We start from the raw sequence: 23,635 nt of genomic DNA on the forward strand, positions 1-23,635 counted from the left end.
CTTTAATTAGTGACTTATTATTACAGTAATCATAAACGTTTATGCCCGCAAGTGGGATCACAAGCGAAATGAGTAACGTCCGCGCGAATCCGGCGTTCCCATGTATTCCATCATTTTAGCCAGCCCTTCAGGTGTTTCCAGATTCGGCTTCACTGTGCCTTCAGCATTGAAACTCTGGCTGTTAATGCTGCCCTGAAAGTCTAACCCTAAACTGTTATTACCATTCATGGCTAAGCCCACCGAGTTATCGTCGTTACAGCTAAGTTCTACCGGAAAATCTCCCAGCGACTGCCATTGATTATTAACCAACACCCGAATCTGCTCGCCCCGGGCCTGACCTTTCAACTCGTCGCACCAACGTACCGGGCCGGGCGCAGTAACGACAAAACTGTCTAAGGACAAACGCCAGTTACCTCCGGTTTTTAAAGGCAAGCGGGTGTTTGCCAACTGCAGCAGAGCATTAACATCACCACTGGCTGTTATATTTTTGGCTCCAACTTTGGTGGACCCTGCCAGTAAGCGTCCATTCAGCGCAAACGGGTTACTTTTGGCAGGCAAGTTAACATCCATGACCAACTCTCCCAGAAATACAGAAGACACCTGCCAGTTCCAGCTAAGATTATTCAGTACGATATCGTCAACTGCGACCTGCCCGGCAACGCCATTCCATAAGCTTCCGCTGACCTGAGAGAGCCTGATGTTATCCGGTAAAGGAAACCAGTAAATAACCCTTGCCGGTAACATCACCAGCATGGCAACCAGATACACGACCACTAACCAGGGTATCCAGCGTTTTAAGTTCATGAAGCCTCACTTACTAATAGTTTACGTAAACGCACCTGTCCGGGCGTATTTAATTTCGCAATATCAACAGCTTTTAGTGATAACCCCTGGCGTTGCTCCAGTTCGGCTAAAAAGCTTAATAAATCAGAAAAAGCCACCTCATCAACACTTAACAGATACTCCTGCCCCTGAGGCTGCAAACGCGCAATTTGAATATCCTGCGCAGCTGCAGCACGGTTGATACGTTGACTGACAGAGCCTGATGCACTTTGTTGTTCAGAGCTGCTCTCTTCCAGTTTTTTATAGCGCGCTATTGCCTGCTGAACCCATTGGTATTGCTGCTGTTGAGCTGCAAGCTGACGCTCTGCATTGGCTACTGCCTGGGAGCTGGGCTGCCAAATGACAAAGTACAGAAAAGCAATAAACAGTACGCCTGCCAAAACAGCTAACAAGCTCTGCTCGCGTTGGTTAAACTGGCTCCAGCGCTGCTTGCCTAAATCCAGATAAGGCGTTAACTGACGAGTAAATCTGTTCATGACTGCGCTCCCTGAGCATCGAGCTGCACGGTTAAAGAACCCGAAACTTGTTCACCACGGTTACTCATTGAACCCGCTTCAACAGTTAGCCCTTCGGCTTTCGCCGCCTGTTGAAAAGCCTCAAATTGAGAAAAGCTACTGGCAGTTGCCTGTAAGCGCAATTCATTATTCTGAAAGCGCAGTAACTCAAGCTGCAGTTCAGGCTGCGACTTAAACGCCGGAGCCAGTTGCTGCAAAACCGCAAGCACTGAAGCTTCATCCGCACTGCCTAGTCCAAGGCTTTCCAGTTGTCGTTGCAACTGTACTTTTAAATTCACAATACGAGTCTGACCCGGAAAGGCATCACGATAAAGTTGCTCAGCCTGAGCTTTTAAAGCGCCCCGCTGAGACTCCAGTTGCCAATAGCGTACGCCGTTTAACAACACGGCCAAAACAAAGAGTACACTCGCAGCAGTAGCCAGCCCCTTCCAGGGTAAATCAACTGAACGTTTTGCCCGTTGTGAGCGATAAGCCCCCTGCCTTAAGTTAATACGATTTCCTGTCGCGATACTTTGCACCGCGATAGTAAAAGGCACTTCAATATCAGCAGGGATTAAAGGTGCTGGCGATTGCGGCCAGTTTAGCGCGCCATAGTGAATAATTTCTGTTGGACTGTTCTGTTCAGCAGCAAAAGCTGGTGCTAACTGAGCAAACTGCTCTTTTTCTATGGTAAAGCCCTGCCACTCACCAGTTCTGACAATAACACTGTCGGCAAGCTCAATGGCCTGCCAGGTATCGTTCTGATGCGGCAACAAGAAGCAGTCGGGTACCCAGAAAGCAGAATCAATGCCGGCTTCGGTTAATACCTGCAGCCAATAATTCATTCGTTCTTTGGCGACTACAGCAACTGGCAATTCTGTGTTTTTTAGATCCGGCCAGGCAAAGTGCAGTTGCTCAATGTCTGTCGCCAGCTCTTCTTCCAGAGCATAAGGAATAATGCGCTGCAGATGCCTTTTTGTGCCTGCGGGCAAAGTCACTCTTGTCATCGAAACATCTTGCCCGGGCAAGGCCACAATGACTTCGCAACGGTTGGCCTTATCTTTTAACTGAACAAGCTCTGCTACCGAACTCAGCTCTCCACTGGCTATTAACTCTTGCTGCCCTTTATGCCAGACCAACCAGGGTATGGGTTCTTCGGTACCATAAGCCGGTAACCGCAGAATCAGTGTTTCATGCATAAACTAATCTCCCATCGCCCGGTACAGGGTTTGTACTCGACCTTCGTTTAAATGTAATACCGAGCGCGCTCTCATTTCTACCTCGCCCCACTGAATCATCGCAACCAGCTGAAAATACTCACTACTCACGGTCAGTTCCGGCAACTCACCTTCTAATTCCGACCTCACTCCCGAAAGCTCAGCCAACTCAGCGAGTTCCTCATCGGATTCGTAGCCTTGAGGCGGCCGGTTATTCAACAAAGCCATAGCATCAGCAAGTGCTAGCTTACCTTCGGTAACCCCGGTTAAAACCGCAGCCTGATCCTGTTCCAGAGTATTAATATTAATTTTTAAGTCTGTCTCATTGGGAATAACGCAAGCAACAGAGTTTAAAGAATTGACAACTTTAGCGCTGTATCCACGCACCATTCTTAGTTCACTCATCTCAAGTAGTTGACTGTTTGCGGCCAAATAAGGCTTAGGTAGACTCTCGTAATCAGGGTCTTCGGCACCGTTACTGCCCGACAACTGACTGTCTTCATCCAGCCAGTCTACCAGACTGTCGGTTAAAATTTCGGCCTGATAGTTATCAATTTCCAGTGCTTCCAGCAGCGCTTTGTATTGTCGTTTGCGCTTTTCCAGAGTTCCGGGATCTTCTGCATCGGTAACCAGGCTATTAAGGTTAAAGCAACTGTATAAATCCCTGACTTTCGCGGCAATCTGCCCACCTTCTACCGGAAAAGGTCCGCTGCGCTGAGCCCAGTTTTGCTCTTTGTGCGCAACTCCATCGTTCTCTTCCAGCTCAGTTTGCAGCACTTCTTTTAGCACATCCTCTGCGCTTAACCACATCCAGTAGCTTTGTTCAGCTTGCTGCAAGTTGCCCATACGGGTTATTTGCAACTGCAGTTTGCCGCCTAAATTCACTGCAATAACCGACACAATAGCAATAACCAGCAAGACGGTTATCAGTGCCGCTCCGGCTTGTGATGACTTACGCGGGCTAATTGGCACGTTGCAGCCCTCCGCTATTACTTTCCACTTGCTGTCCTACTGCGGCTATCAAAAACACGCGTCTGATGGTGCCAAAGTTTTTGCTACGAATGGTCACTTCAACGGCTTGAGGCAAATCACCTGCGCTTTCCCAGTTGTCGCTCCAGCCTTGTTCTAACCCCTGATTCGCGTTACTCACGCCATCACTGCGGTAAAACCGAAAAGACAGTTCTTCAACGCCTTCTAATAAGGTCTGAACGGATGGCTCTGAGGAGCGATCGTTAACGAAAGTCTCGGTTACCCGTTGCAAATTCCCATCCCATAAACGGTAAACTACCGGCTGCAATTCGCTGCGGGGCATCATGTTACCGGGGTTATCAAAACCACTTCTGACAAAGGCCAGCACACCGCCGTCAGAATCGAAGTAACTCGGATCATTACTCAGGTATTGATGGGTAACCTCGACACCAGATGGCCGCGTTGGTTTAGCGACCATTTGCCGAATATCCTGCTGTATCAGCAACTGGCTAAACTGTAAACGTTCCAGTTGTTCGCGCTGTTTTTGAGATTGCTCTTCGGTATTGACCATTTGGTTCAGAACCTGAAAGCTGGCAATACCGATAATGGCAAATATCACCATGGTCACCAGCACTTCTACTAAGGTAAAACCCTTGTTTGCGGAGTTAACGACCATTGCTCGTTCCTCCCGCTGAATCCGGTTTACGCACATAGCGGGTTAGCCGAAAGTGCTCACGACCGTCCTCGTTTTTCATCACTTTCACCGTCACTGCAACAACATTCGGCGTGACGGTTTCAGTCACTTGTTGCTGCCAGTACCAGGTAACATCGGCCTGTTCCTGCTGGCCGCTCCGTTTATCTTCAAGTGGCCACTTTTGTTCAAGCGACAATTCTGCGAGGCGGTTAGAAGCTACGTACTGAGCAAAGGTTTTATCCTGTAAAGCACTTAACCCGGTCAGATGACCACTAGCGGCCTGTAGTGCAGCAAGTGCCGCCAGACTGAACACCGACAAGGCAACCATCACTTCAATTAAGGTAAAGCCACGCACCCACCGCATAGTTACTCCGGAGCCTCGGCAGAAATACTGACTTGCCAGCTGTTTTCAGCAATAAGCCAACGTTCAGCATCGGGGTCGTTTAAATGCTCAATATGCACTTCAAACAAAGTCATTTCACCACTGGGCAGAATCAGAATATCGGGGATGATATTGTCTTCGTCACTTTCCTCAGCAAACAACCCGCTACTCAGCGATTCGTTTTGTTCCAATATCTTCAGCCCCCGGCTAGTGAACTGCCAGCGTAGTGGCCATTCTGTTTCCTGCGCCCGCAAGCCACGAGCGTTTTGTTCGCGCCATTGCTCATCTTTCCAGAATAAGAAACGATAGCCATCTTCTTGAAACTTTAACCCGAGAGGTTGTTGTCGAACCATGGCGTATTCGCGCGCATAGTTTAGCTGTTGACGTAAACTCACGGCCGCATTTTGAGGAGAGTCCTGCCCCCTTTCACCACCGGGCAGTGTAAACATGACAGCGCTGGCGATGAGACCAAGAATGGCCATCACCAGCATGACTTCAATTAAAGTAAAACCAAATGAACAACGCTTATTGATCACGATTGTTGTTGCCAATCATCCAGTTGCCAAAATCATCATCCGTTCCGGGCTGACCGTCCGGGCCCGGGGAAAAAATATCAACATCATCGTACTGACCCGGGTTCAGGAGTAAATAGTCATTGCCGTAAGGGTCCTGCGGTAAACGACGAATATAACCGCCGCTGCGGTAGCTGCGGGGCTGCGGATCCATGTTCGGTTCATTGACTAAAGCCTCAAGTCCCTGCTCGGTCGTTGGAAACATACCGTTGTCTAAGTGATACTGAGCCAGTGCGTTTTCTAAAGCGACAATATCGGCTATCACTTTTTGCTGGTTAGCCTTTTCCTGATTACCCAGTACATTTGGTAACACCATAGTGGCCAAAATACCGATAATGGCAATAACCACCATTACTTCGACCAATGAAAAACCTTGTTGATTACGTCTCATAGCTAAAGCCCTACACTATTATTTAATTGTAAAATGGGTTGAATGATAGACAGCACAATAAAGAAGACGATACCTGCCATCGTCACTATCAACACCGGCTCAAATACTTTTAAGCTGACCGACACCAAGTTTTCAAATTCTTTGTCCTGATTATCGGCTGAACGTTTTAACATTTGTTCCAGTTCACCGGACTTCTCACCTGCCGCTATCATGTGCAGCATCATTGGTGGGAACAACCCCGTTTCCTGCAACGCACCGCGCATTGACGCCCCTTCACGGACGCGTCCGGCCGCTTCATCTACCGCCTGGCGTATGGCCAAATTACCGATAACTGATGAAGTAATACGTAGTCCATCAAGCAAAGGAACCGCCGAGGACGTCAGTATACTTAAAGTCCGGGCAAAACGGGCGGTACTCACACCTCTTATGACCTTACCCAGCATGGGAAGTTTTAACAGCCTTCGATGATATTTCAGGCGGTTCTTTTCATTTCTCAACCACTGGTTAAAGGCCACCAGTACCAAAGCAATACCAATAAGTAACCACAGCCCCCAGTTTTGCAAAAATTCACTAATGGCTATCATCGCCAGAGTGGTTGGCGGCAAGTCCTGGCCCATGGTTGAAAAGTTATCCACTATTTGCGGCACAATAGAAACCAACAGAAAAACCACAATGCCAATGGCAACCAAAGTCAGCATAAGCGGATAAATTAGCGCCTGAGTCAACTGGCTTTTCATGTGCTGCCGCTGCTCGGTATAGTTTGCCAATTCATCCAGTACGGTGTCTAAATGGCCGGATTTTTCACCTGCAGCGACCATTGCGGTATATAAAGAATCAAAAACACCGGGAAACTCCGACATAGCTTCGGCAAGGCCATAACCTTCAACCACTTTACTGCGTACCGACATCAGTAACTTTTTCAGGCGCGGCTTTTCGGTTTGATCAGCAACCGCTAACAATGCCTGCTCAATGGGCAACGCTGAACCTACTAAGGTGGATAACTGACGGGTAATTAATGCCAAGTCCTGCGCTTTAACCTTACGCTGTGGAAGCCCAAACCGGGGCTGTAAGGTTTTCTTTCTGTCTTGATCAGCGGCAGGTTCAATGGTTAAAGGCATTAAGCCTTTTTCACGCAATAACTGACGTACCTGTCGCTCAGTATCGGCTTCCAGTACGCCCTTTTTCTTTCTGCCGCTAGCTTCAACGGCTTGGTATTCAAATGCTGCCACCCTCTACTCCTCGCGGGTAACCCGCAGCACTTCTTCCAGCGTTGTCTTGCCTTTCAGTACTTTTGCTAATCCGTCCTGGCGAATACCGGGCGTCGACTGGCGAATATACTTTTCAATAGACTGTTCGCCGTGACCGTTATGGACTAACTCACGTACATGGTCGTCCACCAGCAGCAGTTCGTGAATACCGGTTCGTCCACGATAACCGGTGTGATTGCATCGTTCACAACTCCCTGCACGATAAATCACACTCGTATCTGAAGCATCAAGGCCCAGCATATTCTTTTCTTCGTCATCAGGCTGGTGCGGCTGTTTGCACTCGCTACAGAGTGTCCGCACCAGGCGCTGTGATAACACCGCCAATAAGCTCGATGAAAGCAGGAAAGGTTCTACTCCCATGTCTTCCAGACGAGTAATAGCACCGGCGGCTGTATTGGTGTGCAATGTAGACAAGACCAGGTGACCGGTGAGCGACGCCTGCACAGCAATCTGCGCGGTTTCGACATCACGTATCTCACCAACCATCACTACGTCCGGGTCCTGGCGCAAAATAGCGCGCAAGCCGCGGGCGAAGGTCATATCCACCCGAGGGTTAACCTGAGTCTGCCCAATACCATCAATGGCGTATTCTATAGGATCTTCGACGGTCAGAATATTACGGTCTTTAGAATTAATTTCGCTCAGTCCGGCATACAACGTCGTACTTTTACCTGAGCCCGTCGGGCCGGTTACCAAAATAATGCCGTGGGGTTTGTAAATCAGTTCCTGGAAAATTTTTCGGTTCCCGTCAGTCATTCCCAGTTCAGTCAAGTTAAGCCTTGCGTTGTTCTTATCCAGCAAACGCAGTACCACCCGCTCGCCATGATTAGACGGCATGGTAGAAACCCGTACATCCACAGCCCGACCGGCAATCAACAAAGAAATACGACCATCCTGTGGAACACGCTTTTCGGCGATATCCAGCTGCGCCATTACTTTTATGCGCGACACCAGCAGCGATGACAACTTACGGTTTGGTCGTAAAACTTCGCGCAAAACGCCGTCTATGCGAAAACGTATAAGCAAAGCTTTCTCAAAAGTCTCAATGTGAATATCCGAAGCGCCTTCTTTTATCGCTTCACTCAACATCGCATTAATTAGCTTAATAATAGGCGCGTCGTCTTCGCTTTCGAGCAAATCTTCGGTCTGCGGCAGCTCATCAGCAAGAGAGAATAAATCGGACTCATTGCCAATGTCTTCCATTAACTGCTGGGCTTCCGATGAGTCTCGTTGATACGCACGAGTTAACAGGCTTTCAAAGTCGCTTGCGGCATGCTCCTGAAGAGTGACCGGCTGACCCAACGCGCGCCTAACTTCTTTTAACGCAGCAGCCGAAATACCTGCACGGCAATGCAAAATTAACGGCTCACCCTGCTCAACCACCACGCCAAAGCGTTTAGCAAAGCTAAACGGGAGGCGAGCTGTTGCAATGGCACTGGCTTCAGTCATTTTGCGGCTCTTCATTCTGTTCGTCGCTTTCTTGGTTACCCTTTTCGTCGCTGCTCTTCTCGCTACCCTGCTTTTTCAGGTATTCGTCAAAGCCTGGCGGTAAAGTAAGCTCACTGTCCCAGTCGTTAAGCAACGGTGAATCCTCAGAGGGCATTAGCGAGATACCGCGCGAACGTTCATCCAGTTGCAGCGCCCGCATATAGTTGTATTTTGCTGAACTTAACTCACGCATGCGGTTACCGTCACGGACTATGGTTGGACGGATAAAGACCATCAGATTGCGCTTTTGCTTAGAGGTTGAAGTAGAGCTAAATAACTTACCTAAAATAGGGATGTCACCCAAAATAGGAACTTTGGATACAGATTCCTGCACGTCTTCGTCAATCAGACCGCCCAGTACAATGGTCTCGCCATCGTCAGCCATGACCGTGGTTTTCAGTTCCCGCTTATTAATAATAACGTCAACTGCAGTAGCGCCGCTTAAACTGGACACTTCCTGTTCTATCGTCATTTGTACGGCGTCCCCCTCGTTAATTTGAGGCGTTACCTTTAACTTAATACCTATCTCGGTACGATCAACCGTCTGGAACGGGTTGTCGTTGTTATCACCCGTAGTAGAGCCACTAATAGTGGGGACTTCCTGACCAACCAAAAAGCTCGCTTCTTCGTTATCTACGGTAACAATACTGGGCGTCGCCAGAATATTTGAGCGAGTATCCTGAGTAACGGCCTGAACCACCGCTGCCCAGTCGTTCTGAATGGTGCCGAACATCATACCGTTTACCGAGCCCAATAAATTCGCCAGCAACGAGACATCACCAGGTTCATCCGGTTCTGTCGTCGTCACCTCGACTCCTCCATCTGTTATCCGGGTCGTCGTTGTACCTTCCCTTTCACGTGCTTGATAAGCACCCGCGGCCAAACTCCCGATAGGTACCTGATTACCATTATTATATTGAACCATACCGCCGTCTTCACTGATCCACTGCACGCCAAAGTCAACGTTATCGCCTTCCATAATTTCGACAATAATAGCTTCAACCTGAACCTGAGCACGGCGGATGTCTAAGTCCCTAATCACTTTTTCCAGCGACGCCAGCATGTCTTTTTGAGCGGTAATGACCACCGAGTTTGTCGGCTCATGCGGGCTGATACTGACCGTTTCATCACCTCCGGTACGACGGCGCTGAGTTGCATTACCGGTACCGGACTGTTGCTCGACTTCGGCCTGAATAGAACGGCTGACATCTTTCAACACCTCAACTACTTCAGGTGCTTTCGCATACTTTAAGTAGAAAACACGAGTGTTACCTTCGGTTTTTAAGTCCTGATCAAGCTGTTTAATCAACTTAACGACGCGGGCACGGGCACGAGGCTCACCGCTAACAATAACGCTATTACTGCGCTCATCAGCAACAATTTTAGGAATAAGTAACGCCGGTACGCCTTCATTATTTTTCTCGAACAGCGACTGAGCTATACGAACAATTTCACTGGCTGACGCATACTCAAGACTAATCATATCAACATCTTGATCGCCAGCCCGGTCCACCCGCTCAATAATCTCTACTAAACGCTGCACGGTTTCAGCGCGCCCGGTCATCATGATCACATTTGATGGGTCATAACTGACGACCATACCGCCACCGCTTTGGTCATTTAGCTGACGCAATAAAGGAGCAAGCTCCCGTACGGAGACATTCTCTACCGGCACAACCCGGGTCACCATTGTGTCGCCCAGCATTTTTGTGTCACTACCAATAACAGGCAGCGAAGAGGTTTTTGCGTCTTTATCACGAATGACTTTCAGGACACCGGACTCCATTTCAACAGTGGCAAATCCGTAGACCTCAAGAACATTAAGAAAAAACTGATAGTACTGCTCTTCATCCATCACATCATAGCTGCGCACATCTATTTTGCCCCGCACGTTAGGGTCGATAATGATGGTTTTACCTAAGTTTCGGCCGACAACCTGAATAAACTCGTTAATATCAGTATTTTTAAAACTGGCGGCATATTCTTCGCTGCTTAATGGTGAACTCATCAGTGTTAATGCCAAACCGAGAGCTCCCAACCATGCTTTTAAGCCACTCTTTGCCACTGTCATATCAATTATCCTGTTTTACCGGTAGCTCAAACGACAGTTCCATCCTTTCACCGCCGCGCTCAATTTCTATGGTAACCCGCTCTTGTTCCGACAGTTCCTGACTAGCAAGCATGGCCTGCTCCATGTCGGTCAAATCGTAGCCGTTAATCGCCACTGCAAGATCACCATTCTGGAATCCAGCATCCCGAAATAACTCGGGGTTCTTGCCTGAATTCAGTTTGTATCCTTTTAACTCGCCATTAATTTGTACTGGCGAAATATTCACGTAATCGAGTAACGACGAAGGATTATCAGCAACCTGGGCCAACTGTTGTTCAACAGTCGCATCATCATTAACCGGATTGCTGTCATCACTATCGACAGGTACCAGCGCACCAGAGTTATCTGAGTCACCTACAATTAAAGACAGTGCAGGCCTGTCCTCACCAATGTCTTCCATTTTCAACGTTTCTAATCGGCCGTTATTATCAAGAATAACGCGATCGGCATGAATCTCTTCTACAGTCACCGATGAACTGCCCAGGCTCTCACCAATAATGTAGGTTTGTTGCTTGCTGCCTTGCTGAATAATAGCTGCTGAACGTTCAGGGTTAGAGCTGGCAGAGACGCCTATCAGACGGACGTTTAATGATGTTTTCGGCGCATTTTGAACGCTTTTAGGACGGTTCCCCCGCTCTGCTGCTCCGAAAAGATTCAGCGTCGTTAAAGTCTCTAAATTCATCGAACCAGTTGCAGTAGAATCAACCGTAACTATAGGTAACACCGCGCTGTCGTCAGGCTCTGCAGGGTTAATCAGTGACCAGGTAAACCGGGCCAGCAATACCGCAACCAAAAACCATGCGAAAGCCGTTAGCGCTTGCATTAAGCGGCGCCACATTTGAGTATCTTTAAATATTTGTTGGAGTCGGGCAGTCACTTTATTCTTATTCTTGTTACACTGACAAAAGGCGATTCATGCATTCTAGCGCAGGCGACATGAGTCAACAATCGATTAACACAAAGTTTATAACGAATTCGTTGCGTTTTTATGACAAAAACTCGAAAAGAAAGCCCCATTCGTCTGGATAAATGGCTGTGGGCAGCAAGATTCTACAAAACCAGAGCACTTGCCCGACAAATGATTCAGTCAGGCAAAGTACATTATGACGGGCAACGTAGCAAGCCTTCTAAGGTAGTGCAGGTTGGCGCTATTATCACTTTGCGGCAGGGCTTCGATACAAAAGAAGTTGAAGTCATGGAGCTAAGTGAGCAACGCCGCGGTGCCAGCGAGGCGCAACTACTCTACAGAGAAACTCCTGAGAGCATAGAAAAGCGCGAGAAAAATGCGGAAGCAAGAAAGCTTAATGCGTTGTATAATCCGCACCCGGATGGACGGCCAGATAAAAAACAGCGCCGTCAACTTATCAGAATGAAAGATAGCGGTGAATAAATCGCTTGTTGTCGATAAACAGGAGTGCCCATGGAATACCCAACTGATCAATTGTCACGCTACACCTTTGAAGAGCAAGATGTGCGAGGTGAGCTCGTTCAGTTGACCAGCAGCTATCAAACTTTGCTCCGTGGTCATAACTATCCTGCACCTGTTCAGGAGTTACTTGGGCAAATGATGGCCGCAGTATCACTACTAACTGCCACTTTAAAGTTTGAAGGCCATATTGCGGTGCAACTTCAGGGCGATGGGCCACTTAACTTTATTGCGGTTAATGGCAATCATAATCAGGAGTTAAGAGGCATCGCACGATTAAAATCCGAGCTTGGTGCAACGGATTTACAATCGATGATAGGAAAAGGTCAGTTGGTCATTACCTTAACCCCGGATACTGGTGAACGTTATCAGGGCGTTGTCGGCGCAGATGCCGATTCCATTTCTGAGATGCTCGAAAACTACTTCGAACAGTCAGAGCAATTGCACACCCGGGTTTGGTTATATGCCGATGGCGAACACGCCGCAGGCATGTTGTTACAACGCCTGCCCGCAACAGGGAAGGACTTAACCGGGTTCGAACATTTGGCCACTTTAACCGATACGATTACTGCCAAAGAAATTTTCACACTACCGGCTGAAGAGCTATTGCATCGTCTTTATCATGAAGAGCAAGTGCATCTGTACCCGTCACAGGAAGTCAGCTTTGTTTGCGGCTGCTCGCGTGAACGCACGTTAGAGGCATTGGCTTCAGTTAGCCCGGAAGAAATTCAGGAAATTTTAGCCGAGGAAGGCGAAATTATGATGACCTGTGATTATTGCCTGACCGAGTACCGTTTTAGCCCCTCAGACTTTAATTAATAGATAAAGAAAAGCCTGCTCAATTAGCAGGCTTTCTCGTTTAAAACTATTTTTTCTTCTTCAGAAACTTCATCAAGCGTCTGCGTTTTCGCTGCTGCGACAAAGTAAGTTGGTTTTTCTTACCTTCATAAGGGTTAACCGGTTCACGGAATTCTACTTTTATTGGCGTACCCATAACGCCCAGAGATTTCCGGAAGTAGTTAATTAAATAGCGCTGATAAGCCCCCGGTAAATCCTTTACCTGGTTGCCATGAATAATAATACGTGGTGGATTATAGCCACCTGCGTGCGCATATTTAAGTTTCACCCGGCGACCGCTCACCAGTGGCGGCTGATGCTCTTCCTGCGCCATTTCCATTATTTTCGTTAGCTTAGAGGTACTAATGCGTTGTGTTGCGCTGGCATAAGCCTCTTCAACCGACTCAAATAAATGACCAACACCTGTACCGTGCAGCGCGGAAATAAAATGCAAACGGGCGAAGTCAACGAAGCCTAAGCGTCTATCCAGCTCGCGCTTTATCTCTTCTTTGTGGTCGTTTTGCAAACCATCCCACTTATTCACCGCAATAACAATTGAACGACCGGCATTTAATGCAAAGCCAATTAAGTTGAGATCCTGATCACTGATAGTTTCACGTGCATCAACGACAATAAGGACAACGTTTGCATCCTCAATTGCCTGCAGGGTCTTAACCACCGAAAACTTCTCGATAGCCTCACCAATACGCCCACGCCGACGGACTCCTGCGGTATCAATCAGAACATATTCCCGCTCGTTCCGCTGCATAGGAATATACACGGAATCGCGAGTAGTGCCTGGCATGTCATAAACGACAACCCGCTCTTCACCTAATATGCGATTGATTAAAGTTGATTTACCGACGTTCGGACGACCAACAATAGCCAGTTTAAGTGGCAGCTTATCGTAGTCTATTTCATCATGCTCTAGCTCTTCAGACTCAACGTCCTTGGGCACGATAACATCGGGGTATTCTTCCGCTATTGGCTTAAAGCAAATTTCCAGTAACTGCTCAACACCACGGCCATGAGCCGCCGCAATACCGTAAAGTTCGCCTAAAGATAACGAATAGAAGTCGGCCATTGCCGAATGGGCATCAATACCGTCAATTTTATTACAGACCAGGTAAACTTTCTTATTCTGCTTACGCAAATGGTCAGCAATGGCTTGATCACCAACGGTAACACCGTCACGCGCGTCCACCATGAAAAGAACCACATCGGCTTCGTCAACAGCAAGCAGCGACTGCTTTGCCATTTCTTCGTCAATGCCTTCTTCATCACCATGAATACCACCGGTATCAATAACAATAAATTGATAACCGTCGTAATTTGCCTGACCGTATTTACGATCCCGGGTTAACCCGGGAAAGTCCGCTACCAGTGCGTCGCGAGTTCGCGTTAAACGATTAAAAAGCGTGGATTTCCCCACATTTGGGCGCCCGACGAGCGCGACAACAGGTAACATCTCTTATTCATTTCCTGATTGAGTATCGAGCGCGATGATATCACCGTCCCGAGTTTGTACATACATAATGTTGTTATCCACGACAGGAGCAACATAGACTCCATCGCCGCCAACGTCGTAACGACCAACAATGTTGCCGGTTTCACTGTCCAGCCAATGCAAGTAGCCTTCAAAGTCACCAACAACAATATTACCGCGATGCCATGCGGGCGCGCTTAGCTTACGCCCAAACAGCTCGGTGTTACTCCAACGCTCAATACCACCGCTCTGGTCAAGTGAGTAAACGTGGCTGTTCACATCGGTTAAGAAAATTCGGCCACTAGTCACCAACATGTTTTCAAATGCTTTGTAGTCGCGTTTCCAACGTACTTCGCCACTCATGAGTTCAAGCGCGACCAGCTCTCCGTTAAACGCAACCATATACAAGGTAGTTCCCTGCGTAGCGGGTTTTGCGTCAACGTCGGCTAAACGCTCCAGCTCGGTACTTCCGCTGGGCTTACCGATAGGCTGACTCCAGGCTTGTTGTCCGCTGTCAGCAATTAGCACCATACCGGAACCGTTGCTGTCGCCAACTACAATACCGCCACTGATAATTGCCGGAGCCGATGCCCCACGCACCGTCAGCATGGGGGTCTGATATTCGTATTCCCATTGCTCTTCACCGGTTTCAGCGTCCAGGCTAATGACTTTTCCGCCACCGGTATGCACAACCACACGTCCCTCACCAACAGCAGGATCTGACATGACTTCGTTGTTCACTTCGGTATGCCAGACGACATCACCAGTTTCAGCATCCAGAGCAACGACGTCACCATTTTCAGTACCCAGAAAAACACGGTCGTAGCGAGCAACTAAGCCACCCGATATACGCGCGGGAAAAGGGCTTGCGAATAAGCCGCTGAACCAGCCTTCGTCGGTTGCTTCATCAAATGTAATGCGCTGACGTAGATCAATTCGCCAGACGCGGTCGCCTGAAGTCTTGTCAAAAGCGCTGACCAGACCATTGCGGTCAGCAACAAAGACCTTGCCATACTCAACCACAGGATTCAGTCGGGAAAAGTGCTCACCAATACCGCTTCCGACAGAAGCATCCCATAAAACTTTTGGTTGTACTTGCTCAGAAATTGGCTGAAGTACCGCGAATTTAGGCTCTTCATCGTCGTCACCAAAAATAGAGCAACCACTAACAAGAACTGCAGCAGTCAATAACAAACTGCCTTTGGTAAAGCGTTTAATCAATTGCATTATGACTTAACCAGGCTGTTGAGTTTCATTTGCAGTGCCGGAGTCAATGACTCACCCGCCTGCAATGCGCGTTCGTAAGCGGCCCGAGCTTCTTCGGTATTACCCTGCTCGGCCAGAATGTCGCCTTCAAGCTCTGCGGCAAAACCCGCATAAGCTTCTGGCAGAGGTTTCTTAACTAAACTTAAAGCGGTATCAAGCTGTTCCTGAGCAATTAATACCCGGGCTAACCGGATACTGGCTAAAGCTGACATGTTTTCATCTTCGGCGCTGTCGACTACCGACTGTAACGCAGTAACAGCTGTTGCTAAGTCAGCTCGTTCGACCGCATGTTGAGCCAACTGCAAAGCCACCAACTGTGCATAAACATTGTCAGGGTTTTCACTAACAAACTCTTGCGCTTCCAGCATCGCGTTTTCGCTACCTTCAGAGAGCTCGGCCGTTAACTGCTGATAGTTTGACGAAGCACGCTGCTGCGTTTCCAGCGTATGCTGGTCATAGTAACGCCAGCCGTAAAACAAACCAAAGCCAATGACTACACCGGCAACAATACCTTTACCGTGCTCTTTCCAGAACTCTTTTAAACGTTCTACTTGCTGTTCTTCATCCACCTGACTACCCTCTCGTCATTGGCTGCAGATACTCAATAAGTGCCTGCCAGCCCAGAGTTTGTTGTTCTTCAGCAGTGCGTAATGGTTTTACCGTTACCTGCTGCTGTGCGATTTCATCTGCACCGATAATGAGTGCCACTTGAGCACCCGACTTATCCGCTTTTTTCATTTGTTTTTTCATAGAACCACCGCCACAGTGGCTTACCAGACGCAGTTCCGGCAACTCATTTCTCAGCTGTTCGGCAATTCGCGGGGCATTTAGTTCCGCTTCTTCGCCTAACGGCATCAAGTAAGCATCGACTACTCGTCTTGGGGTCAGCTTGCCTTGTTCCTGTAGCAACAGCACCAGGCGTTCCATACCCATTGCAAAACCGACTGCAGGCGTAGCCTTACCGCCTAATTGTTCAACCAGGCCATCATAACGACCACCGGCACAAACAGTTCCCTGAGCGCCCAGAGCCGTGGTAACCCATTCAAACACGGTACGGTTGTAATAATCCAGACCACGAACCAGGCGTTCGTTTAAAGTGTATGAAATACCAGCCGCTTCCAGACGAGCGGTTAGTTGTTCAAAATGCTCTTTCGATTCTGCGTCCCAGTATTCAGACAGGCTTGGCGCACCTTTCAGAATCTTCTGAGTATTTTCGTCTTTACTGTCCAGAATACGCAACGGATTGCTTTCAAGCCGGCGTTTACTGTCTTCATCCAGCTCGCTTGCATAGTCAGACAAATAAGCTTTTAACGCATCGCGATAATTCGCCCGAGCTTCATTAGACCCCAGAGAGTTCAGTTGCAGCTCGACCTGATCAGCAATGCCAAACTCGCGCCATAATCTAGCCGAAAGCAGAATGACTTCCGCGTCGGCATCGGCGCTTTCTAAACCAAAGGTTTCAATACCAAACTGATGAAACTGACGATAACGACCTTTTTGCGGACGTTCGTAACGGAACATAGGCCCCATGTACCACAAACGCTGAATTTGGTTGTACAACAAACCGTGCTGATTACCCGCACGCACGCAGCTCGCTGTCCCTTCAGGGCGCAAGGTCACACTTTCGCCATTGCGGTCATCAAAGGTATACATTTCTTTTTCGACAATATCGGTAACTTCACCAATAGAGCGTTTAAACAGTTGTGTGCTTTCCAGCACTGGCATACGGATTTCGCTATATCCGTAGCTTGCAGCAACACGTCGTATTACTGCTTCAACCTGCTGCCAGGCCGGACTCTGCTCTGGCAACAAATCATTCATGCCACGAATTGCTTGGATTGTATTCGCCACGGAACCTTCTCGTCTGGTTATCGATACAGAAAATAAGCGGGTATTATAGGGACTTTGTCGATGCGGGTAAAATCAACCGTTAATTTCTTTTACGTCAATTTTATTAGCTTCAATGAACTTAACCTGTTCGCGAATTTGAGCTTCCAGCTCATCCACTAAATTTTGGTTATCCAGCCGGAGTTTTTGACGTGCTCCGCCAATGTACAAGCCACTTTTGTTTTTTGCGCCAGCAAGACCTACATGCGATACCAGAGCCTCGCCCGGACCATTAACCACACAGCCTATAATTGAAACATCCATGGGAATAGTAATATCTTCCAGACGTTCCTCTAAGGCATTAACGGTGTTAATAACATCGAATTCTTGTCTGGAACAACTTGGGCAGGCAATAAAGTTGATACCCCGCGCGCGAATACGCAGTGACTTTAATATATCAAAACCCACTTTAATTTCTTCAACCGGATCGGCAGCAAGGGACACCCGCAACGTGTCGCCAATACCTTCAGCCAGCAACATGCCTAAACCAACTGACGACTTCACCGCACCGCTGCGCTTACCACCGGCTTCTGTAATGCCTAAGTGCAAAGGCTGATCAATTTTTTGTGCCAGTAAGCGATACGATTCAACGGCTAAAAATACATCGGAAGCTTTAACGCTGACTTTAAAATCGTAAAAGTCCAGCTTATAGAGAATATTGACATGCCGCATTGCGGATTCAACTAACGCCTCAGCTGTCGGTTCTCCGTATTTTTCTTGCAGATCTTTTTCTAGTGAACCGCCATTAACCCCAATACGAATTGGAATGTTACGTTCACGTGCTGCATCTACTACGGCTTTAATTCTGTCTTCGTGACCAATATTGCCCGGATTAATACGTAGGCAATCCGCGCCATATTCGGCAACTTTAAGCGCAATACGGTAATCAAAATGAATGTCAGTGACTAAAGGCACTGGACTGCGCTGCTTTATTTGCTTAAAAGCTTCGGCGGCTTCCATTGTTGGTACAGACACACGAACAATATCGGCACCAGCTTGAGCCAGCGCTTCGATTTGCGCTACGGTCGCATCAACATCGGTTGTTTCAGTATTTGTCATGGACTGCACAGCAATCGGTGCGCCATCGCCAATAGGCACATTACCTACATACAAGCGGCGTGAAGGACGGCGTTTAATTGGATTTTCGTGCATCATAACCTTAAATTGACCTCTACTGCTCTTCTGACGGTACGGTAAAGCGCGCGACACGACCAGTCCGGAACTGGTCCATATTAAAGGCATTACCGTTAAAGCTGACATTAACAGCTTCAGGTTTACACAGTGTTACTGAAAAAGGCGCTTCGCCAGGGACTGGCATACGGTAGCCTGCAGCTTTTACACCAACAGCCTGAGTTTCACCGGAAGCATCATCAATTTTAACCCAGCATTCTTCATTAAACTCTAACACCAGGCTCGCTGAAACAGCTTCTGGTTGCGGCGACGGCTCAACAGCTTCTGACTCGACCGAAGTTTCAGCTTGGTTATCTGTCTGCTCGGCAGTTTCAGTTGGTAACTCTTGGGTATCGCTAACATCATTAGCCGCCGGCTCAGTGTTAGCGGCCTGCGATTCGTCGTTATTCTCGTTGTCATTCTCGCCGCTTTCACTAACGGGTTCTTGTACCGACTCGACCGCAACATTCGTGTCATCAGCTTCAACTTCTGACTCTAATATAGCTTCATCTTCATTCGGCGCAATTTGTGGCTCTGTCGGCTGGTTTGAAATTTCAATATCACCGACGTTATCAGCTTCATCATCAGTATTTACCGGAGAAACTTCTGAACTTTCCTGCGTGCCAGTTTCGCCTTCACTAAAACCAAGATCCGGCTCTTGCCACCACCAAATAACCAAGGCCACAACAATAATGATAACCACATAAGTAATTAACATTAAGCGGTTGTCACTTTCCTCGTGCTTTTTACGTCTTGAGAAGCTCTGCATCTGGCTGCTTTCAACTTCTTTATAGCCTCTGGCTTTATAAGCCTCAAACAGCTCGGTATCGTCTAAATCAAGCAGTTTGGCGTAAGAGCGTAAATAACCTTTAATAAAGGTTGCCGTAGAGAAAGTTGAATAATCATCGGCTTCCAGTAATTCAATAATCTGCTTTCGCAAACGCAACTGGTCTGCAACCTCGCGTTGCTCTAAACCTTTAGCTTCACGAGCTTCTCTCAGAATTTCACCAGGACCTTTACTCGGCTTTTGCTCTGTTTCTTGTGCCGCTTCCGATTCTGGCTTTTTGTTATCTTGTGTTGATTCGTTTTCAGCAGTCATGATTGTAAGGGGTTTCCCTGTTATGGTTGAGCTGCGTCGTGACCTACCCGAGCCAGACATTCGGCTTTATTGGCCTCAGCTCTGGCATGATGTGGATACGCTGGATCCAATGTCACTTTATCAAAATACCTGAGTGCTTTTTCCCAGTCACCAGCCACACACAGTGCAACCGCATAGTTATTGTACAATGCACCGCTCATAGGTTGCCATGATAATGTCTGTTGGTAAAGTGACAAAGCAGAATCAACGTCATTTGTCGCTAAATACCATTGCCCTAAAGCAAGATTGGCATCCAGAGACCGGGGATTGTTCGTCAATGCGGTTTGCAAATGCGGATGCGCAAGCTTCAATTTCCCTTGCGCCAAATAAGCAAGTCCAAGCTGCAACCGTACATCATTACCCACAGATACCGACTGTTCAGGGTTAGCGGTACAACCATATAGCGCTGCGGCTATCAATAATAAAGCGGTTCGCATTATCACACTCCTTGTGCCTGCGATTCTGTTAATTTACGTGGTCTTTACAGCTATTGCTTCCCCACCACGCTGTTTCTGCTGACGTTTCAGTATACGTTTTGTACGATCGATGACATCGCCCACTAATTGCCCGCAAGCTGCATCGATATCATCCCCACGAGTCTTCCGCACCATTACCGTCAAACCGTACTCCATAAGCACTTTGGCAAAACGGTCAATTCGCGAGTTACTGGAGCGTCCGTAGTCCGAACCCGGGAAAGGATTAAATGGAATAAGATTAATTTTACTCGGGGTATCTTTTAAGGTTTTTGCCAGCGCATGTGCCTGATCGGTTGAATCGTTCACATGGTCCAGCATGACATACTCTACCGTTACTTTACGCTGAGCTTTTGACTGCTCAACATAACGACGGCTGGATGCCAGAAATTCTTCAATATTGTACTTCTTATTAATAGGTACAATCTCGTTGCGCAACTCATCGTCTGGCGCGTGCAACGAAATAGCCAACATCACATCAATGCGTTCACGCAGTTTTTCCAACGCAGGAACAACACCTGAAGTACTTAACGTAACGCGGCGTTTGGATAAACCGAAACCCAGGTCATCTAACATTAGCTCCATTGCCGGAACGACATTGTTTAAGTTAAGCAAAGGTTCCCCCATGCCCATCATAACCACGTTCGTTACGGGTTTAATTCCGGTCTTGCCATAAGCCCCTAACAGCTGATTCACCCGCCATACCTGACCGATGATTTCTGCCACACTGAGGTTACGGTTAAAGCCTTGAGCCCCGGTTGAGCAGAAAGTACATTCTAATGCACAACCAACCTGAGAAGACACGCACAACGTAGCGCGATCACCCTCGGGTATCCATACTGTTTCCACGTCCTGACCGTCGAACAGGGTCATAGCGAACTTAATCGTACCGTCCGATGACTGCTGCTGTTCGCGAACTTCAGGCGCGCGTATTTCAGCGACTTGCTTGAGCTTTTCACGCAATGCTTTATTAAGATTGGTCATCTCATCAAAGTCATCGACACAAAAGTGATACAGCCACTTCATTACTTGTTCAGCACGAAATGGTTTCTCACCCATTTCACGAAAGAACTCTTTAATTCCCTCACGATTCAGGTCGAGTAAGTTCACTTTTTTATCTATTGCGTTGGTCATAAAGCTCCGGTTTTCTGATGCAGCCTGACGTTTCCGTCAGGCTCTCACCTGATGCAATAGCATCAGGCTACATTCGAATACAGTCTTAGCGAGTGCGCTGGCAAACTTCTTCGTCGCTGAAGAAATAAGAAATTTCGCGAGCAGCAGATTCAGTTGCGTCTGAACCATGTACCGCATTTTCGTCTATAGTTTCAGCATAGTCGGCACGAATAGTTCCTGCCAGTGCTTCTGCAGGATTCGTAGCACCCATGATGTCGCGGTTCTTACGTACAGCGTCTTCACCTTCAAGAACCTGAACAACGATAGGGCCTGAAGTCATGAATTCAACCAAAGCGCCAAAGAAAGGACGTTCTTTGTGTTCTGCATAGAAACCTTCTGCCTGTTCTTTGCTTAAGTGCATCATTTTAGCACCAACAATGCGAAGACCAGCAGATTCAAAACGGTTATAGATAGCGCCGATTAAGTTTTTTGCAACTGCATCAGGCTTGATAATTGATAGAGTGCGCTCTAAAGCCATGGTTATAAACTCCAATAAAATTAAGGGATAAATCAGTCGCGCGGATTATACGTGAGATCGGCACAGAAATCGAATACCCAGTGATTGTTTTTTCATTCATTCTCGGCTAGGATGGGAGAACTTATATAGCCATATAGACGTCTATTTGACGATAAGGAGTTCTGACATGGCGAACAATGAATATGAACAAGCCACTCTTGGTGGGGGTTGCTTCTGGTGTGTTGAGTCAGCCTTCCTTCAGGTAAAAGGCATTCAGTCGGTTAAATCGGGCTACACTGGCGGGCATACCATCGATCCAACTTACGAGCAGGTTTGCAGTGGCGAAACAGGACATGCCGAAGTTGCGCAACTCCAGTACGATCCAGAGCAGATCTCTTACCGTCAAATCTTAGAAATCTTTTTCACTCTGCACGATCCAACTCAGGTCAATCGTCAGGGCAACGATGTGGGTACGCAATATCGCACATCAATTTTCTATCATAACGACGCGCAAAAACGCGAAGCGGAAAATATTATTGCGGAACTTGAAGCCGATGCAGCATTTGCGGCTCCCATCGTAACGGAAATCACTGAGTTAGGGACTTTTTACCCGGCAGAGGACTATCACGAAAATTATTACGCCAGAAACCCGGAAAACCCGTATTGTCAGGCGGTAATTTCACCGAAGCTGGCTAAATTCCGTAAAACCTTTGCTGGCCTGCTTAAGGACTAAGCAGCGCCTCGCAAAGTACCTACAGTGCGGTGGATAAGCTCTATCGCACTGTCAATGTCTTCTTCGGAAGTGTAACGCCCAATGCTAAAGCGCAGTGAACTCATTGCCAGTTCATGCCCAACCCCTAAAGCACTAAGGACATACGAAGGCTCAACGCTAGCAGAGGTGCAGGCCGAGCCCGAAGAAAGCGCAAGATCTTTTAACGCCATTAGCAGCAATTCGCCATCAACCCCGGCAAAACTGATGTTAGTAATATGCGGCACGCGTTGCTGTTCAGAGCCATTCAAAGTTACACCTTCTAACTGGCTAACCCCTTTCCATAGTCGCTGACGCAGATTTTCCACTCTTGCAGGCTCCAGTTCCAGCTCGTTACGGGCAAGTTCCGCCGCAACACCCATACCGACAATCTGGTGAGTTGGTAATGTGCCTGAACGCATGCCCCGCTCGTGACCGCCGCCATGCATTTGCGCCAGCAGCCGAACTCGCGGAGTGCGGCGTACATACAATGCCCCAATGCCTTTGGGGCCATACATCTTGTGCGCAGAAAGTGACATTAAATCAACAGGTAACGTGGCCATATTCATCGGAAGTTTTCCGGCGGCCTGTGCAGCATCAACATGAAATATTGTGCCATTTTCACGGCACAATTGACCTATAGTGGTTATATCCTGAAGCACGCCAATTTCGTTATTAACCAGCATTACGCTCACTAACACCGTATCTTCGCGCAAGGCTGAGCGGAACAAATCCATATCCAGCAAGCCGTCTGTTCCGACATCCAGATACGTCACTTCAAAGCCTTCTTTTTCCAGCTGCGCACAGGTATCTAAAACCGCTTTGTGCTCGGTTTTAAGTGTAATAACGTGTTTACCTTTATCTGAGTAATACTGAGCTGCGCCTTTTATGGCGAGGTTATCTGACTCAGTCGCACCTGAGGTAAAAACAATTTCGCGCGCGTCGGCATTAATAAGGTCAGCAACCTGATTCCGGGCAATATCGACAGCTTCTTCTGCCTGCCAGCCGTACTTATGCGAACGCGATGCCGGGTTACCAAACAAGCCATCCTGCGTTAAACATCCCATCATTTTTTCTGCTACAACAGGGTCTACCGGCGTGGTTGCAGCATAATCAAAATAAAGAGGTAACTTAGACACTTGCTTG

General features: G+C 47.9%; 25 protein-coding genes. 3 read left to right on the forward strand and 22 right to left on the reverse strand.

Annotated features, from left to right (window positions below; genetic code table 11):
- Nucleotides 1-57: 57 nt before the first annotated feature.
- From ACP7H9_RS04535 to gspC, 12 genes are read right to left on the reverse strand one after another with little or no spacing between them, the layout of a single operon-like run.
- Complete coding sequence (locus ACP7H9_RS04535) at nucleotides 58-804, reverse strand: type II secretion system protein N (protein ID WP_011235244.1); 747 nt, start codon at nucleotides 802-804, stop codon at nucleotides 58-60.
- Nucleotides 801-1,319 carry a type II secretion system protein M gene (locus ACP7H9_RS04540; protein WP_273024778.1) on the reverse strand — a complete coding sequence of 173 codons (519 nt, stop codon included), beginning with the start codon at nucleotides 1,317-1,319 and terminating at the stop codon, nucleotides 801-803. Before ACP7H9_RS04540 ends, ACP7H9_RS04535 begins: the two co-directional genes overlap by 4 nt.
- On the reverse strand, nucleotides 1,316-2,536 hold the full coding sequence (gene gspL, locus ACP7H9_RS04545) for a type II secretion system protein GspL (protein ID WP_286823031.1): 1,221 nt from the start codon (nucleotides 2,534-2,536) through the stop codon (nucleotides 1,316-1,318). The genes ACP7H9_RS04540 and gspL overlap by 4 nt, the downstream gene beginning before the upstream one ends.
- A 3-nt stretch (nucleotides 2,537-2,539) precedes the next feature.
- Entirely contained in the window at nucleotides 2,540-3,526 is a 987-nt protein-coding gene (gene gspK, locus ACP7H9_RS04550) for a type II secretion system minor pseudopilin GspK (RefSeq protein WP_011235247.1), read from the reverse strand.
- Nucleotides 3,516-4,199, reverse strand: a complete 684-nt coding sequence (gene gspJ / locus ACP7H9_RS04555; protein WP_011235248.1) for a type II secretion system minor pseudopilin GspJ — start codon at nucleotides 4,197-4,199, stop codon at nucleotides 3,516-3,518. The genes gspK and gspJ overlap by 11 nt, the downstream gene beginning before the upstream one ends.
- Nucleotides 4,189-4,581 (reverse strand): type II secretion system minor pseudopilin GspI, encoded by a 393-nt coding sequence (gspI, locus tag ACP7H9_RS04560; RefSeq protein WP_011235249.1) that lies wholly within the window; start codon nucleotides 4,579-4,581, stop codon nucleotides 4,189-4,191. The genes gspJ and gspI overlap by 11 nt, the downstream gene beginning before the upstream one ends.
- A 2-nt stretch (nucleotides 4,582-4,583) precedes the next feature.
- Nucleotides 4,584-5,150: a type II secretion system minor pseudopilin GspH gene (gene gspH, locus ACP7H9_RS04565; protein ID WP_439222256.1), complete on the reverse strand. Its 567-nt coding sequence runs from the start codon at nucleotides 5,148-5,150 to the stop codon at nucleotides 4,584-4,586.
- Complete coding sequence (gspG, locus tag ACP7H9_RS04570) at nucleotides 5,125-5,562, reverse strand: type II secretion system major pseudopilin GspG (RefSeq protein ID WP_439222257.1); 438 nt, start codon at nucleotides 5,560-5,562, stop codon at nucleotides 5,125-5,127. Before gspG ends, gspH begins: the two co-directional genes overlap by 26 nt.
- Nucleotides 5,563-5,564: 2 nt before the next feature.
- Complete coding sequence (gene gspF / locus ACP7H9_RS04575) at nucleotides 5,565-6,791, reverse strand: type II secretion system inner membrane protein GspF (RefSeq protein ID WP_439222258.1); 1,227 nt, start codon at nucleotides 6,789-6,791, stop codon at nucleotides 5,565-5,567.
- Between the two features lie 3 nt (nucleotides 6,792-6,794).
- Nucleotides 6,795-8,279 carry a type II secretion system ATPase GspE gene (gene gspE / locus ACP7H9_RS04580; RefSeq protein WP_011235253.1) on the reverse strand — a complete coding sequence of 495 codons (1,485 nt, stop codon included), beginning with the start codon at nucleotides 8,277-8,279 and terminating at the stop codon, nucleotides 6,795-6,797.
- Nucleotides 8,272-10,389, reverse strand: a complete 2,118-nt coding sequence (gspD, locus tag ACP7H9_RS04585) for a type II secretion system secretin GspD (protein WP_110013930.1) — start codon at nucleotides 10,387-10,389, stop codon at nucleotides 8,272-8,274. Before gspD ends, gspE begins: the two co-directional genes overlap by 8 nt.
- A gap of 1 nt (nucleotide 10,390) precedes the next feature.
- Nucleotides 10,391-11,266 (reverse strand): type II secretion system protein GspC, encoded by an 876-nt coding sequence (gspC, locus tag ACP7H9_RS04590; RefSeq protein WP_011235255.1) that lies wholly within the window; start codon nucleotides 11,264-11,266, stop codon nucleotides 10,391-10,393.
- Nucleotides 11,267-11,416: 150 nt separating this feature from the next.
- Here gspC and hslR point away from each other — a divergent pair, with 150 nt between their 5' ends.
- Together hslR and hslO are read left to right on the forward strand one after the other, a co-directional pair.
- Nucleotides 11,417-11,818, forward strand: a complete 402-nt coding sequence (gene hslR, locus ACP7H9_RS04595) for a ribosome-associated heat shock protein Hsp15 (RefSeq protein ID WP_110013929.1) — start codon at nucleotides 11,417-11,419, stop codon at nucleotides 11,816-11,818.
- 30 nt (nucleotides 11,819-11,848) lie between these two features.
- Nucleotides 11,849-12,673, forward strand: a complete 825-nt coding sequence (hslO, locus tag ACP7H9_RS04600; RefSeq protein ID WP_110013928.1) for an Hsp33 family molecular chaperone HslO — start codon at nucleotides 11,849-11,851, stop codon at nucleotides 12,671-12,673.
- A 46-nt stretch (nucleotides 12,674-12,719) separates the two neighbouring features.
- Here hslO and der read toward each other — a convergent pair whose 3' ends face one another.
- From der to ndk, 9 genes are all read right to left on the reverse strand, one after another.
- The gene (gene der / locus ACP7H9_RS04605) at nucleotides 12,720-14,159 is read right to left on the reverse strand and encodes a ribosome biogenesis GTPase Der (RefSeq protein WP_034822384.1); all 1,440 of its coding nucleotides are present in this window, start codon (nucleotides 14,157-14,159) and stop codon (nucleotides 12,720-12,722) included.
- A gap of 3 nt (nucleotides 14,160-14,162) precedes the next feature.
- Complete coding sequence (bamB, locus tag ACP7H9_RS04610; RefSeq protein ID WP_439222259.1) at nucleotides 14,163-15,404, reverse strand: outer membrane protein assembly factor BamB; 1,242 nt, start codon at nucleotides 15,402-15,404, stop codon at nucleotides 14,163-14,165.
- Complete coding sequence (locus ACP7H9_RS04615) at nucleotides 15,404-16,012, reverse strand: tetratricopeptide repeat protein (protein WP_034822380.1); 609 nt, start codon at nucleotides 16,010-16,012, stop codon at nucleotides 15,404-15,406. Before ACP7H9_RS04615 ends, bamB begins: the two co-directional genes overlap by 1 nt.
- A gap of 4 nt (nucleotides 16,013-16,016) precedes the next feature.
- Nucleotides 16,017-17,294, reverse strand: coding sequence for a histidine--tRNA ligase (gene hisS, locus ACP7H9_RS04620; protein WP_414018681.1), 1,278 nt, complete (start codon nucleotides 17,292-17,294; stop codon nucleotides 16,017-16,019).
- 72 nt (nucleotides 17,295-17,366) lie between these two features.
- The gene (ispG, locus tag ACP7H9_RS04625; RefSeq protein ID WP_011235262.1) at nucleotides 17,367-18,485 is read right to left on the reverse strand and encodes a flavodoxin-dependent (E)-4-hydroxy-3-methylbut-2-enyl-diphosphate synthase; all 1,119 of its coding nucleotides are present in this window, start codon (nucleotides 18,483-18,485) and stop codon (nucleotides 17,367-17,369) included.
- Nucleotides 18,486-18,501: 16 nt separating this feature from the next.
- Nucleotides 18,502-19,599 carry a RodZ domain-containing protein gene (locus ACP7H9_RS04630; protein ID WP_439222260.1) on the reverse strand — a complete coding sequence of 366 codons (1,098 nt, stop codon included), beginning with the start codon at nucleotides 19,597-19,599 and terminating at the stop codon, nucleotides 18,502-18,504.
- 20 nt (nucleotides 19,600-19,619) lie between these two features.
- Nucleotides 19,620-20,075: a tetratricopeptide repeat protein gene (locus tag ACP7H9_RS04635; protein WP_110013924.1), complete on the reverse strand. Its 456-nt coding sequence runs from the start codon at nucleotides 20,073-20,075 to the stop codon at nucleotides 19,620-19,622.
- A 33-nt stretch (nucleotides 20,076-20,108) separates the two neighbouring features.
- Nucleotides 20,109-21,245 (reverse strand): bifunctional tRNA (adenosine(37)-C2)-methyltransferase TrmG/ribosomal RNA large subunit methyltransferase RlmN, encoded by a 1,137-nt coding sequence (locus ACP7H9_RS04640; RefSeq protein ID WP_011235265.1) that lies wholly within the window; start codon nucleotides 21,243-21,245, stop codon nucleotides 20,109-20,111.
- Nucleotides 21,246-21,330: 85 nt separating this feature from the next.
- Nucleotides 21,331-21,762 carry a nucleoside-diphosphate kinase gene (gene ndk, locus ACP7H9_RS04645; protein WP_011235266.1) on the reverse strand — a complete coding sequence of 144 codons (432 nt, stop codon included), beginning with the start codon at nucleotides 21,760-21,762 and terminating at the stop codon, nucleotides 21,331-21,333.
- A gap of 166 nt (nucleotides 21,763-21,928) precedes the next feature.
- Here ndk and msrA point away from each other — a divergent pair, with 166 nt between their 5' ends.
- Nucleotides 21,929-22,474 (forward strand): peptide-methionine (S)-S-oxide reductase MsrA, encoded by a 546-nt coding sequence (gene msrA / locus ACP7H9_RS04650; RefSeq protein WP_110013923.1) that lies wholly within the window; start codon nucleotides 21,929-21,931, stop codon nucleotides 22,472-22,474.
- Here msrA and ACP7H9_RS04655 read toward each other — a convergent pair.
- Nucleotides 22,471-23,628: an IscS subfamily cysteine desulfurase gene (locus ACP7H9_RS04655; protein WP_439222261.1), complete on the reverse strand. Its 1,158-nt coding sequence runs from the start codon at nucleotides 23,626-23,628 to the stop codon at nucleotides 22,471-22,473. The genes msrA and ACP7H9_RS04655 overlap by 4 nt on opposite strands.
- Nucleotides 23,629-23,635 lie beyond the last annotated feature (7 nt).

Source organism: Idiomarina sp. ST20R2A10 (assembly GCF_051842345.1).
GTDB lineage: Bacteria > Pseudomonadota > Gammaproteobacteria > Enterobacterales > Alteromonadaceae > Idiomarina > Idiomarina loihiensis.